General features: G+C 73.2%; 11 protein-coding genes. 5 read left to right on the forward strand and 6 right to left on the reverse strand.

The genetic code is table 11. The features are described 5' to 3' along the window. Positions 1 to 91: 91 nt before the first annotated feature. On the reverse strand, positions 92 to 922 hold the full coding sequence (locus ACIGW4_RS15225) for an NAD(P)H-binding protein (RefSeq protein WP_123456818.1): 831 nt from the start codon (positions 920 to 922) through the stop codon (positions 92 to 94). A 205-nt stretch (positions 923 to 1,127) separates the two neighbouring features. Between ACIGW4_RS15225 and fabG the strand changes: the two genes are divergently transcribed. After that, on the forward strand, positions 1,128 to 1,913 hold the full coding sequence (gene fabG, locus ACIGW4_RS15230) for a 3-oxoacyl-ACP reductase FabG (RefSeq protein WP_123456819.1): 786 nt from the start codon (positions 1,128 to 1,130) through the stop codon (positions 1,911 to 1,913). Positions 1,914 to 2,001: 88 nt separating this feature from the next. On the opposite strand, the gene ACIGW4_RS15235 is transcribed toward fabG, so the two are convergent. From ACIGW4_RS15235 to ACIGW4_RS15245, 3 genes are read right to left on the reverse strand one after another with little or no spacing between them, the layout of a single operon-like run. After that, positions 2,002 to 2,694 carry a disulfide bond formation protein DsbA gene (locus ACIGW4_RS15235; protein WP_123456820.1) on the reverse strand — a complete coding sequence of 231 codons (693 nt, stop codon included), beginning with the start codon at positions 2,692 to 2,694 and terminating at the stop codon, positions 2,002 to 2,004. A 52-nt stretch (positions 2,695 to 2,746) separates the two neighbouring features. Next, positions 2,747 to 3,517: an ABC transporter permease gene (locus tag ACIGW4_RS15240; RefSeq protein ID WP_123456821.1), complete on the reverse strand. Its 771-nt coding sequence runs from the start codon at positions 3,515 to 3,517 to the stop codon at positions 2,747 to 2,749. 2 nt (positions 3,518 to 3,519) lie between these two features. After that, positions 3,520 to 4,509: an ATP-binding cassette domain-containing protein gene (locus ACIGW4_RS15245; RefSeq protein ID WP_399580759.1), complete on the reverse strand. Its 990-nt coding sequence runs from the start codon at positions 4,507 to 4,509 to the stop codon at positions 3,520 to 3,522. Between the two features lie 322 nt (positions 4,510 to 4,831). Between ACIGW4_RS15245 and ACIGW4_RS15250 the strand changes: the two genes are divergently transcribed. Both ACIGW4_RS15250 and ACIGW4_RS15255 read left to right on the forward strand, forming a co-directional pair. Further along, entirely contained in the window at positions 4,832 to 6,445 is a 1,614-nt protein-coding gene (locus ACIGW4_RS15250; protein WP_399580761.1) for an FAD-binding oxidoreductase, read from the forward strand. Positions 6,446 to 6,558: 113 nt separating this feature from the next. Further along, positions 6,559 to 7,509 carry an aromatase/cyclase gene (locus tag ACIGW4_RS15255; protein WP_123456824.1) on the forward strand — a complete coding sequence of 317 codons (951 nt, stop codon included), beginning with the start codon at positions 6,559 to 6,561 and terminating at the stop codon, positions 7,507 to 7,509. Positions 7,510 to 7,597: 88 nt separating this feature from the next. On the opposite strand, the gene ACIGW4_RS15260 is transcribed toward ACIGW4_RS15255, so the two are convergent. Then, positions 7,598 to 8,821: an acyl-CoA dehydrogenase family protein gene (locus ACIGW4_RS15260; RefSeq protein WP_123456825.1), complete on the reverse strand. Its 1,224-nt coding sequence runs from the start codon at positions 8,819 to 8,821 to the stop codon at positions 7,598 to 7,600. A gap of 118 nt (positions 8,822 to 8,939) precedes the next feature. Further along, positions 8,940 to 9,683, reverse strand: a complete 744-nt coding sequence (locus ACIGW4_RS15265; protein WP_399580764.1) for an NAD-dependent epimerase/dehydratase family protein — start codon at positions 9,681 to 9,683, stop codon at positions 8,940 to 8,942. A gap of 119 nt (positions 9,684 to 9,802) precedes the next feature. On the opposite strand from ACIGW4_RS15265, the gene ACIGW4_RS15270 reads away from it, so the two are divergent. Continuing rightward, positions 9,803 to 11,164 (forward strand): P450-derived glycosyltransferase activator, encoded by a 1,362-nt coding sequence (locus tag ACIGW4_RS15270; protein WP_399580765.1) that lies wholly within the window; start codon positions 9,803 to 9,805, stop codon positions 11,162 to 11,164. 17 nt (positions 11,165 to 11,181) lie between these two features. Continuing rightward, positions 11,182 to 12,393: a class I SAM-dependent methyltransferase gene (locus ACIGW4_RS15275; RefSeq protein ID WP_123456828.1), complete on the forward strand. Its 1,212-nt coding sequence runs from the start codon at positions 11,182 to 11,184 to the stop codon at positions 12,391 to 12,393. Positions 12,394 to 12,423 lie beyond the last annotated feature (30 nt).

Raw genomic sequence — 12,423 nt, forward strand, 5'->3', positions numbered from 1 at the left:
TCCCATCGGTCCACGGAGAGGGTCCCGAACACCGTCTGCGGGTCTGCTGGAAACCCGCTCAACCGCCACTGAACGCCGCCGGCACGGGACCTCAGCGCGAGGGCTGGAAGTCCGCGCGGTGGTCGGCCACCCACTGGGCGAAGGTACGGGCGGGCCGTCCCGTGACCTGCTCGGCGGTCGGTCCCACCGGCACGTCCACCGGGTCCTGGAGCAGCCAGTCCACCGCCTCCGCCGGCATGCCCTGCCCGAGCCACAGCGCCCGGGCCTCCTCCACGGCCAACTCCTGGAAGCGGATCGCACGGCCGAGGACCTCGCCGAGGTCGCGCACCTGCTCGTACTTGGTCAGGGACTGCGGCCCGGCGAAGGAGTACGCCTTGCCCACGTGTCCGTCCTCCAGCAGCGCGGCCAGCGCCACGTCGGCGATGTCGGCCTCGTGGACGGGGGCGCTGCGGGTACCGCCGAACGGAGCGCGGACCACGTTCTCGGCCCGGATCGAGGGGGCCCACCAGTTCAGCACGTTGGCCATGAACTCGCCGGGCCTGACGTGCGTCCACTCCAGGCCCGACGCCTCCACGGCGCGTTCCACCGCGGTGTGGTGGTCACCGCTGTAGTCACCGTCGGCGTATTCGGCCGAGACCGAGGAGAGCACGACGATCCGCCGTACCCCCGCCTTCGCCGCCCGCGCGGTGAACTCCTCGGCGGTGCCGGGCAGGGGGAAGAGGTAGGCCCGGTCGACGCCGGCGAGGGCCGCGTCCAGGCTTGCCGGATCGGCCAGGTCGCCGCGGACCACCTCCACCCCCGCGGGCAGCGCCGCCTTCTCCGGGGCCCGGGTCATCGCCCTCACCCCGGTGCCCGCCGCCAGCAGGCCCCTCACCACGTGCCGGCCGACGTTCCCCGTGGCTCCCGTCACCAGAACGGTCATCTCTCGTCTCCTTCGCTTTCTCGTCAGGGCACCGAGCCCTTCGGTGCCGCTGTCCCGTCGTGCGGGCACGGGCCCGCCGACGTTTCCGGCCGTCCTGACGGACGGCTCGAACCGCGGTCGACACCGGCGGTCCAGCCCCTGTCGAGCGCGCGTTGCCACCCTCGGGCCGCGTACGCACACTCGATGTCACGATCCGGGAGGGACCATGACCGGCACTGAAGGACGGGTCGCCGTCGTCACCGGGGCGACCAGCGGTATCGGCCTCGCCGTGGCGCGATCGCTGGGCCGGGACGGGCTGCGGATCCATCTCTGCGCCCGTGACGCCGACGCGGTCGCCCAGACCGTCAAACTGTTGCGCGAGGAAGGCGTGGACGCCGACGGGCAGGCCTGCGACGTGCGCTCCACCGAGCAGGTGAACGCCTTCGTGCGCGCCGCGGTCGACCGGTACGGCTCCGTCGACGTCCTCGTCAACAACGCGGGCCGCAGCGGGGGCGGACCCACCGCCGAGCTCACGGACGAGTTGTGGCTCGACGTCATCGACACCAACCTCCACAGCGTGCTCCGGGTGACCCGGGCCGCCCTGACCGTCGGAGGGATGCTCGAACGCGGCCGGGGCCGGATCGTCAACATCGCGTCCACCGGCGGCAAGCAGGGCGTGGTGCTCGGCGCCCCCTACTCGGCCTCCAAGCACGGTGTCGTCGGCTTCACCAAGGCGCTGGGCCTCGAACTGGCCAAGACCGGCATCACCGTCAACGCGGTCTGCCCGGGGTACGTCGAGACGCCCATGGCCGAGCGGGTCCGCGCCGGGTACGCGGCGGCGTGGGACACCACCCCCGAGGCGGTGCTCGAACGCTTCGAGGCCAAGATCCCGTTGGGCCGGTACACCACCCCCGAGGAGGTGGCGGGCCTGGTCGGCTATCTGATCGGCGACACGGCCGCGTCGATCACCGCCCAGGCCCTCAACGTCTGCGGAGGCCTCGGCAACTACTGATCGGGGCCGGTCACGGGCGGCGACCGCGCACCTCCGCCCGCCCGTTCACCGGCGTCCGCCGCCCCACCGCCCGCCGGACCGGGGCCCGTCACGTCGGACCGTCCCCTCGGCGGACGTCGGGATCCGGGTCGGCGGGCGTCCCCTTGAGCTCGTGGAAGCCGGGGGTGCCCGCCACCACCAGCGTCCCGTCCCACAGCCGTCCCGCTTCCTCCCCGCGCGGCACGCGGGACAGGACAGGCCCGAAGAAGACCAGCGGGGGGAGGTCCGGCTCCGTCGGGTCCGTCACCGCGACGACCGGCGTCCCGGGGCGCGGGCCGAGGAGCCGGACGGCTTCCGCGTGCGAGGCCCGCAGCTCTTCGTCGTACGCGGTCGTGCCGCCGGCCGCCGCCAGCTCGGCCGGCAGTCCGGCGTCGACCAGGGCCACGGCCGGATCGTTGATCCATTTCCTGCTCTGCCCGGCCTCCCCACCGGTGCTCGACTCCGCCCAGAGGGCGGCGTGGAAGCGGGCCAGCGCCTCCTGCCCGTGGTGGTGCAGGACGGCCGTGCCGATCCGCACCGGCACCATGAGGTACCCCGTGGGATCTCCCTCGGGATCGTCGTCCGCCCCCTCGTTGAGGACGGCCAGGCTCATCAGGTGCCGTCGCAGGTCCAGCGGACGGACCCGGGCCGCTTCCTGCAGCCAGCGGGAGGTGAGCCAGGTGTACGGGCAGGCGGGGTCGAGCCACACGTCCACGGTGCGCGGGCCGGGGGGCCGGACGGCCGGGACGGTTTCGGCGGTCACGGGTGGGTGCTCCTTCACGTCGTTCGAGGGGACGGGGTGTGCGGACGTCGCGTCACACGGTGGCGTTGCGCATGCCGCGGATGCCCGCGACGACGCCCAGGACCGCGACGGCCGCCGCCGCGACGATCCCGTACAGGACGCCCGCCTCGGCGAACCGGTTGTCGAACAGGGCGCGTTCGGCCTCGACGACGTAGGTCACCGGGTTGATCCGGCTGAGGACGTAGAGCCACGTCGGTGCCGAGGCCTCGGTGATGGGCAGCAGGACCCCGGAGAGCAGCAGCAGCGGGAAGAAGATCACCTGCTGGACTCCGTAGAAGAGGGTCTGCTGCTTGCGGGAGTGGAGCGCGAGGGTGAAGGAGAGGGCCCCGATCCCGATGCCGAAGACGGTCAGCAGCGCCAGCCCGGCCAGGGCACCGAGCGGGTGCAGCCGGAAGTCGGTCGGCAGCAGCAGGACGAGGATCAGCAGGGCCTGCGTCAGCAGGACCACGACTTCCTTCAGGGCCCGGCCGACGAGCATCGAGGCCCGGTTGAGCGGGGTGACGAGCATCCGCTCGAAGGCGCCCGAGGACATCTCGTTGAGGAGCGAGGCGCCGGCCCCCGCGGTGGCGGAGAGGCCGAGGAGGACGAGCATTCCGGGCACGAACCACTGCCAGGGGGATCCCGTGCCCGTCCCCCCGCCGGCGCCCGTGTCCGGCAGGAGGGGCGCGAAGAGGGCGAGGAAGAGGAAGGGCAGCATCATCGTGAACAGCAGTCCCGCGGGCTGCCGCAGCTCGGGCCCCAGTTCGCGGGCGAACGCGGTCCGGGTGTCGGTGATCACCTTCATGGTCAGGCTCCGTCGCGCGTGGTGGTCGGGGCGGTGGCGTCGGTGCTCTCCCGCAGGGTGCGGCCCGTGAGGGAGAGGAAGACGTCGTCGAGGGTGGGGCGGGTGAGCCGGGCGGTGATCGCCCGCACCCCGGCCGCCTCCAGGTTCCGGAGCAGGAGCGGGAGTTGGGCGTCGCCGTGCGGTGCGCGCACCTGTACCTCGGTTCCTTCGGCGGTCACCTCGTGGACGGTGGGCAGGGCGCGGGCGAGTTCGACGGCCCGGGCCGCGTCGGCGCGGTCGGCGGTGCCCACGGTGACGCGGTCTCCGGCCAGGTCGGCCTTGAGCTGCTCCGGGGAGCCGTCGGCGATCACCCGGCCGTGGTCGACGACCATCACCCGTTCGGCCCAGAGGTCGGCCTCCTCCAGGTAGTGGGTGGTGAAGACGACCGTGGTGCCGAGCTCCTTGTGCAGCCGCAGGACGTGCTCCCAGATGTTGGCGCGGCTGTGCGGGTCGAGTCCGGTGGTGGGCTCGTCGAGGAAGAGCAGTTCCGGCTCGTGGACCAGGGCCATGGCGATGTCCAGGCGGCGGCGCTGGCCGCCCGACAGGGTGCCGACCGTGCGCTGGGCCAGGCCCTCCAGTTCGAGGGCGGTGAGCAGGCGCTCGGCCCGCGCGCGGGACTCGGAGCGGCGGAGCCCGTAGGCGCGGCCCTGGGTGACGAGTTCGTCGGTGACCCGGAAGTTGCCGCCCGCGCTGTTCCCCTGGCCGAGGTAGCCGATGCGGTGGCGTACGGCGGCGGGGTCGTCCACGACGTCGTGGCCGGCGACGACGGCGGTGCCCGAGGACGGAGGGAGCAGGGTGGTCAGCATCCGGAGACTGGTGGTCTTGCCGGCGCCGTTCGGCCCGAGGAAGGCGACCACGGAGCCGGCTTCGATGTCGATGTCGAGGCCGCGCACGGCTTCGACGGTCTCTCCCCTGGTGCGGAAGCTGCGGGTGAGCCCGCGGGTGTGGATCATGGGTTCTCCCGAGAAGAGTTCATGGAGAGGTGTCACGGGGTTACGGGCTGCCTGGGGACCGGCCGGCTCGGTCCCGGGCAGGCTGAGGGAAGGCCAGAGGCTCTGGGGCCTTGACTTCTTCGAGCTTAGAAGCGTTAATGACGTCTTTGTCAGCCTCCCTGACGATTTCGATCCGGCCTTCGAACGAGGGCGCAGCGGCGCGTACCAGCGCCTTTCCACCGACCTGCCAGGGACCGCCTTCAGGCTGGCCGCGACATGGCGAACGGCCGCGGGCCGGACGGGAAGGTCGGTGTCCCCCTTGGTACGACTCACACGCAGACGAATGCTGGGGCTCTCGGCGGCCTCCGGGAGCGCCGCACTCCTCGGTGGTCCGGCCGCCGCCGCGGCCCCCACCGCCCCGTCCGGTGCCCCACCGGACCGCCCGTCCGCCGTCACGGCCGCGCCGGCCCTGGGCCCGGTGGTGCTCGGACCGGACGACCCCCGGTACGTCGAGCTCACCACGCGTGGATACAACGGCCGGTTCACGGGCTCCCCGGACGTGGTGCACCTGGTCGGCTCGGCCGGCCAGGTGGTCCGGGCGGTGGAGGAGGCGGCCCGCGCCGGCAGGCGGGTCGCGGTCCGCAGCGGCGGACACTGCTTCGAGGACTTCGTGGACGACCCCGCCGTACGGGCCCTGATCGACGTCTCCGAGATGACGGCCGTCTCCTACGACCCGGAGCGCCGGGTCTTCGCCGTCGAGTCCGGCGCCACGCTCGGGCGGGTCTACCGGACCCTCTATCTCGGGTGGGGCGTGACCCTGCCCGGCGGCGGCTGCCCGACGGTCGGAGTCGGAGGCCATGTCGCCGGCGGCGGGTACGGAGCACTCTCCCGGCGGTACGGGCTGGTCGTCGACCACCTGCACGGGGTCGAGCTGGTCGTCGCCGACCGGTCGGGCAGGGCTCGACAGGTCACCGTCACCCGGGACTCGACGGGCGCCGAGCGCGAGCTGTGGTGGGCCCACACCGGCGGCGGCGGAGGCAACTTCGGCGTCGTCACCCGCTATCTGTTCCGGTCGCCCGGCGCCGACGGGGCCCCGGGCGACCTGCTGCCCAGGCCGCCCGCCGCCGTGCGCTCGGTCTCCGTCGGCTGGCAGTGGCAGGACCTGGACCGGGAGGCCTTCACCCGGCTCCTGCGCGCCCACGGGGAGTGGCACCGACGACACGCCGGACCCGACTCGCCCTACGCGGAGTTGTCGAGCGGGCTCACCCTCGGCCACCGGACGAACGGGCGGATCACGATGGACGCCGCGCTCGACGCCGACCGACCGCGGTCGAAGGAACTCCTGGACGCCCTCGTCGCCGAACTGACGGCCGCGGCCGGGGTCCCGCACACGGCGGCGACGGCCACCACACCGTGGCTGAAGTCGGTCCTCGGAGGCGTGCAATGGCCCGGCGGCGCCCGCTTCAAGTCGAAGTCCACGCTGCTGCGGGAACCCTGGAACGACCGTCAGATCGGAGTGCTCCACGACCGTCTGGGCCGGGGCGGCGAGGAGTTCGCCACCGCCGCCGTCTACCTCACCTACCTCGGCGGACGGATCAACGCGGTCCCCCCGGAGGCCACCGCCATGCCCCACCGGGACTGCCTCTTCAGCGCCGTGCACGAGGCCCTCTGGGGCGAGGAGGAGCAGACCGGGCGCCAACTGGCCTGGGTCCGTGGCCTCTACCGCGAACTCCACGCCGACACCGGCGGAGTCCCGGTGCCGAACGCGGCCAACGGCGGCGCCTACGTCAACTACCCCGACACCGATCTCGCCGACCCGCGGTGGAACACTTCCGGAGTGCCCTGGAGCACCCTCTACCATCGCGGTCACTACGAGCGGCTGCGCCGGGTCAAGGAACGCTGGGACCCGCTCGACCTGTTCCACCACGCGCTGGGCGTCCGGCCGCCGGCCGGCTGACCGCTCCACCTCGACGAACCGGGCGCCCCCGTGCCGAGTTGTTGTCGAGTCCCCGACGAGGGGCGGCACCGAAGCTGGCTCCGCTCACCCCGAGCGGAGCCGGACGGAGGACCATGTCACAGCCCCGAACCCACCACTGCGAGCACACGATCGAGGTGGCCGCGCCGGCGCGCCGCGTCTTCGACCTGATCGTCGACGTCGGCCGCTGGCCCGAGACCTTTCCGCCCACTGTGCACGTCGAACACGTCGAACGGAGCGGGACCGAGGAGCGCATCCGGATCTGGGCCACCGCCAACGACGAGGTCAAGGCCTGGACCTCGCGTCGGTTCCTCGACCACGAGCGGCTCCGCGTCCGCTTCCGGCAGGAGGTCTCCCAGCCGCCCGTGGCCGCCATGGGCGGTGAGTGGATCGTCGAGGAGATCTCTGCCACCGAGAGTCGGGTACGGCTGCTCCACGACTTCCGGGCCGTCGCCGACGACCCCGAGAAGACGGCCTGGATCGAGCAGGCCGTCGACCGCAACAGCGGCGCCGAGCTGGCCGCGCTGCGCACCGCGGCCGAACAGGCCGAGGCCGGCGCCGACCTGCTCCTGACCTTCGAGGACACGGTCGAACTCACCGGCGGCGGCATCAAGGACGCCTACGCCTTCGTCAACGAGGCGGACCTCTGGCCCGAGCGGCTCCCGCACGTGGCCGACACCGTCATGACGGAGGACGCCCCCGGGGTGCAGACCCTGGAGATGGAGACCCGGTCACCGGACGGATCCACCCACACCACGGGCTCCGTCCGCATCTGCTTCCCCCACGACCGGATCGTCTACAAGCAGCTGCGCACCCCCGCCCTGATGAAGGCCCACACGGGGCGGTGGCTGTTCCAGGAGGACGAGCGGGGCGCGCGGATCACCTCCGTCCACACCGTGGTCCTCAACGAGGAGGCCGTCCCGACCGTCCTGGGACCGGACGCCTCCCTCGCCGACGCCCGCGCGTTCGTGCGGAACGCCCTGAGCCGTAACAGCACGACCACCATGGAGCACGCCGTCGCCCACGCCCGGGGCCTGGGCGCCTGACCCCGCTCCGCCGGAAGGCGCCGGACGACGAAGGGAGGGGGAGGACCGGGTCACCCGGTCCTCCCCCTCCCCTCCGGTACGTCCCGGCTCACTCCTTCGCGCCGCCGAGCGTCGCGTCGGAGAGCCAGTCCACCGCGTCGGGATAGGTGAACGGGTGCATGAACGCGCCCGCCCGGACGTCCCGGTAGAGCCGGGCCAACGGATGGGACCCCGAGTAGGACGCGCCGCCGATCACCGACAGGCAGTCGGAGACGATCTCCGGCGCCAGCCGGTTCACCGTCAACTTGGCGCGCTGGAAGTCGAACATCATGCGCCGGCCGCGCTCCGCCGGATCGCCGTCGAACTCGTACGCCAGGTGATCCGCCACCGACAGAGTGCTCCCCACCGTGGTCCGCAGCGCGTACAACCGGGCCTCGATCTCCGCGAGCAGGGTGCGCACACCCGCCGAGGGCGACCCACCCCGCCGGGTGAGCTCGGACACCACCAGGTCCCGGGCGGCCTGGGCCACCCCGACGTAGATCCCCAGCATGGTGATCGAACTGACCGTCTGCCCGGCCAGCGCCGCGTCGGCCACCTCCCCGACCGGCCCGCGCAGGAAGACGTCCTCGGCCCCGACCGGGCAGTCCTCGAGCAGGATGTCCACGCTCCCCGAGGCCCGCATGCCGAGCCCGTCCCAGTTGTCGAGGACGGTCAGCCCCGGGGTCCGCCGCGGCAGGACGGCGGCGGCCGACCGTGTCACCCCCGCCACGTCCACGCGGGCCGAGACGACGAAGTCGGTCGCGATCGGCGCCATGCTCGCCAGGGTCTTGCGCCCCGACAGCAGCCAGCCGCCGTCCGGCGCCGGCCGCAGGCGCGTGACCACCCGGCCCCCGCCGGCGTCCTTCACCGTCGTGCACACCACCGCCTCGCCCGAGCCCATGCCCCGCAGCAACCGCTCCGCCAGCGCCCGCGCCCGGTCGTCCCCGTACAGCCACTCGTGGGTGAGGGTCAGCCCCCGGCTGAGCTGCATGTGCAGCGCGAGCGCGGTGGAGGCGTCCGCCTCGGCCACCGTCGTCAGGGCCAGGGAGACGTCGTGCAACGAGGTGACGCCCAGCCCGCCGAGCTCGGCCGGCACGGTGGCCCCGAGCACCCCGCCCGTGCGCAGTCCCTCGAACACCTCGACCGGGAAGGTCCCGTCCCGGTCGTGCCGACGGGCCCCGTCCCCGACCCGCGGAAGGTGACCGGTCAGCAGATCGAGCAACGCTCCGCCCGAGGAGGTCCTCGGGTCGCGCAGATCCGCCGTGACCGCCCGGTCCCTGTGGTGCGTCGCCATCGCGTTCCCCGCTTCCTTCACTCGACCCCGGTCGCTCGGTGCGATCGGGACGGTCCCGATGATGTCCGCAGCGGTTCGACGACCGTTGGAAAGCCACTGCCTTCTCCCTCGCGACCGGTCAGTCGCCGGTCTCCCGCAGATAGCGGTCCAGGGCGCGCCGGTGATAACCGGGCCCGAAGACCGGGGCGCCCGGCGCGGGCACCAGGCCCCGCAACTTCGCCACCGACGGACAGTGCGAGAAGGCGCTCTCACCGCCGCCCACCACTTCCTCCTCCGCCTCGAGCCCCAGCCGCAGCTTCAGATGGGCGACGATCTCCCGGACGTCCACGCAGTCGCCGGAGGCCACGTTCACCGTCTCGTCGCGGACCCCGGAGGCCAGCAGTCCGTCGACCAGACCGACGAAGTCCGACACGTGCAGCAGATCGCGCCGGGCCCCCGGGTGGACCCGGACCCGCCCCGAACGCACCTGGGACACCAGGGCGGGCACCAGCCGGAACCCCGGCCCGTGCGGCCCCAGCACGTAGGACAGGCGCAGGATCAGATGGGCCGCACCCGACTCCCGGACCACGGACTCCAGAGCGAACTTGTGCCGGCCGTAACGGGTGGTCGGGACGAGCGGATCGTCCTCGCGGCCGCGGCAGCCGGGCCCGCCGTACATGCTCACCGTGGAGAAGAAGACCAACAGCTCGCCCCGGCGCCGACAGCGCGCGACCGTCTCCCGCACGAGCTCCGCCTCCCGCTCGTGCTCGGAGTCCGGCAGGTGCTGGCGCGGAACACCCGCCGCCAGCACCGTCACCCCGGGATGCGTCCTGCGCAACGGCCACAGATGCCGGGCGATGAAACCCTTGCCGATGATGTCCATGACCGCGTCACCCTAGGGTGCGGATGCCATGCGCCCCTCGTGGCCGGCTCGACCACCGGTCCGGTCCGAGCCACGGGAAGTCGAGGGGTGGTCGAGGACGCCTGCCTAGCGTCGTCCCCATGGTGGCGAGCATGACCGACGGCGCGTTGGGGCGGATACTGCTGACCCTGCGCGGCGTCCAATGGATCCTGGGCACCAAAGGTGACCCGTACGCCCTGCTGCTCCGCGCGACGGGAGACGACCGGGCCGAACTCGGCCGGAGCGTCCGCGCCCGGGGCCCCCTGTACTGGAGCAGTGCCGAGGCATGGGTGACGGCCGACTGGGCGGTGGTCTCCGCCGCGCTGACCGACCGGCGCCTCACTCCGAGGCCCCCCGGCACCGTGCGCGGAGAGCCGCACGGCGAGCCGGCCGGAGAACCGGCGCCCTGGGACGTGCCGACCCTGCGGGAGGCGCTTCCCCTGGCCGAACTCCCGGCCGCGCTGGACCGGGAGGAGTACGAGCGGCTGCGGCGTTGGGCCGACCCCGTGCTCGGCGAGCGGGCGCTGCGCCCCTGGCGCGCGGCGGCCGTACGAGCCTACCGGAGCAGGTCGTCCGCGGTGGGGGAGCGGTTCGACCTGCTGGACGACCTGGTCCGGCCCGCCACCGTGGAGGCCGCGCGCATCCTGCTCGGACTGCCGGAGCGCCGGGCCGCCCGGTTCGCCGAGCTGTCGGCACAGCTCGCCGGCGTCCTGGACGCGACGCTCTGCCCGCCACGCCTGGACACGGCCCGCCGGTACCGCGCCGCGCTCCCCGAACTCCACGCCCTGCTCGCCGAGACGATCGCGGCGTCGGGCACCCCCGGTGCCCCCGGCGACCCCGCCGGGCACGCCCTCGCCGGCCGGCTCGCGGCCCTCCCGGCCTCCGAAGGCCGGGCCGCGCCCGCCGACGCCCTGACCGTGTGCACCCTGCTGGCCCTGGTCGGCGTCGACGGAGCCACCACGCTGATCGCCGACGCGACCGCCCTCCTCCTCGACCACCCCGATCAGTGGAAGGCGCTCCGTGAGGACCCCGGCCTCGCGCCCGCCGTCGTCGCGGAGACCCTGCGGTACGCGCCCCCCGTTCGCCTGCACCGCCTGTACGCGTGCCAGGACCTGGAACTCGCCGGGACCCCGGTGGCGGCGGGGGAGGAGGTCGTCCTGCTGATCGAGGCGGCCCACCGCGACCCGCGCCACCACCGTGATCCGGACCGCTTCGACATCCACCGGACCGCCCACGACCGGCACCTCCTTCCGGACGACGGCCACTTCGGCGGCCTCGTCGGCCCGGTGGTGCGGCTGGCGGCCGAGGCAGCCCTGCGGGCCCTCGCCGCCGACCTGCCCGAACTGGTCCGGACCGGCGAGACGGTGCGCCGGCTCCGGTCCCCGATCACCGGCGGCGCACTCCGGTTCCCCGCCGCCCGCCCAGGCAACGTCCGGCCGTCGTCATCGGCCCGGACCCTATGAACCCCGAGGAAGGCCCCATGTGCCGTGTCTGTGGAGGACCCGTCCGTCAGTTCTTCGACTTCGGGCGCCAACCGCTCTCCGACGCGTTTGTGGACCCCGCCCGCGTCGACGAGGAGTACTTCTACCGGCTCGCCGTCGGCATCTGCGAGTCCTGCGGCATGACCCAGCTCCTGGACGAGGTGGACCGGGACCGGATGTTCCACGAGGCCTACCCCTACCACTCGTCCGGCTCGGTCCACATGCGCCGCCACTTCGAGCAGACCGCGGGCCGGCTCTCCCGCGAACACCTGCGCGGCCCCGACCCCTTCGTCGTGGAGATCGGCTGCAACGACGGGGTGATGCTGCGGGCCCTGGCCAAGGAGGGCATCCGCCACCTCGGGGTCGAGCCCTCCGGCGGTGTCGCCGAACTCGCCCGCCAGCAGGGGGTCCGGGTCCGCACCGAGTTCTTCGAGGAGGCGACGGCAGCCGAGATCGTGGCGGCCGACGGCCCGGCCGACCTCGTCTACTCGGCCAACACCATCTGCCACATCCCCTACCTCGACTCCGTCTTCCGGGGCCTCGACACCCTGCTGGCCCCGGACGGCGCCTTCGTCTTCGAGGACCCCTACCTCGGCGACATCCTCGAACGCACCTCGTTCGACCAGATCTACGACGAGCACTTCTACTTCTTCACCGTGGGCTCGGTCCGGGCCGCCGCCGCCCGCTTCGGCTTCGAGGTCGTCGACGTCGAGCGGCTCCCGGTGCACGGCGGTGAACTCCGCTACACCCTGAAGCGGGCCGGCCGGGGCACGCCCGGCCCCGCTGTGGCGGCGCTGCTCGCCGAGGAGGACCGCAGGGGGATCGGCACCCGCGGGGTCTTCGACTCCTTCGCCGCGGGGGTCGAACGCATCCGCACCGATCTGACCGGCCTCCTGCGGGAGCTGCGCGCCGACGGCAAGCGGATCGTCGGCTACGGTGCCACCGCCAAGAGCGCCACGGTGACCAACTTCTGCGGCATCGGACCCGAGTTGATCGACTGGGTCTGCGACGTGACCCCGGCCAAGCACGGGAAGCTCATGCCCGGCTCGCACATACCGGTCCGTCCCACCGAGGCCCTCACCGACCCCTACCCGGACTACGCGCTGCTCTTCGCCTGGAACCACGCCGAGGAGATCATGGCCAAGGAGCGGCTTTTCCGCGAGTCCGGGGGGCGCTGGATCGTGTACGTGCCCGAGGTCCGCGTTCTCTGACCGCAGAACGCCGCCGGCAACGCCGGCACC

It is taken from the genome of Streptomyces sp. NPDC053513 (genome assembly GCF_044544765.1).
In the GTDB taxonomy this organism is placed as follows: domain Bacteria; phylum Actinomycetota; class Actinomycetes; order Streptomycetales; family Streptomycetaceae; genus Streptomyces; species Streptomyces litmocidini.

Bases quoted from the DNA above. Each gene is read 5' to 3' on its own strand.
- ACIGW4_RS15225 (WP_123456818.1), bottom strand. From the start codon at position 922: ATGACCGTTCTGGTGACGGGAGCCACGGGGAACGTCGGCCGGCACGTG.
- fabG (WP_123456819.1), top strand. From the start codon at position 1,128: ATGACCGGCACTGAAGGACGGGTCGCCGTCGTCACCGGGGCGACCAGC.
- ACIGW4_RS15240 (WP_123456821.1), bottom strand. From the start codon at position 3,517: ATGAAGGTGATCACCGACACCCGGACCGCGTTCGCCCGCGAACTGGGG.
- ACIGW4_RS15245 (WP_399580759.1), bottom strand. From the start codon at position 4,509: ATGATCCACACCCGCGGGCTCACCCGCAGCTTCCGCACCAGGGGAGAG.
- ACIGW4_RS15250 (WP_399580761.1), top strand. From the start codon at position 4,832: ATGCTGGGGCTCTCGGCGGCCTCCGGGAGCGCCGCACTCCTCGGTGGT.
- ACIGW4_RS15255 (WP_123456824.1), top strand. From the start codon at position 6,559: ATGTCACAGCCCCGAACCCACCACTGCGAGCACACGATCGAGGTGGCC.
- ACIGW4_RS15260 (WP_123456825.1), bottom strand. From the start codon at position 8,821: ATGGCGACGCACCACAGGGACCGGGCGGTCACGGCGGATCTGCGCGAC.
- ACIGW4_RS15265 (WP_399580764.1), bottom strand. From the start codon at position 9,683: ATGGACATCATCGGCAAGGGTTTCATCGCCCGGCATCTGTGGCCGTTG.
- ACIGW4_RS15270 (WP_399580765.1), top strand. From the start codon at position 9,803: ATGGTGGCGAGCATGACCGACGGCGCGTTGGGGCGGATACTGCTGACC.
- ACIGW4_RS15275 (WP_123456828.1), top strand. From the start codon at position 11,182: ATGTGCCGTGTCTGTGGAGGACCCGTCCGTCAGTTCTTCGACTTCGGG.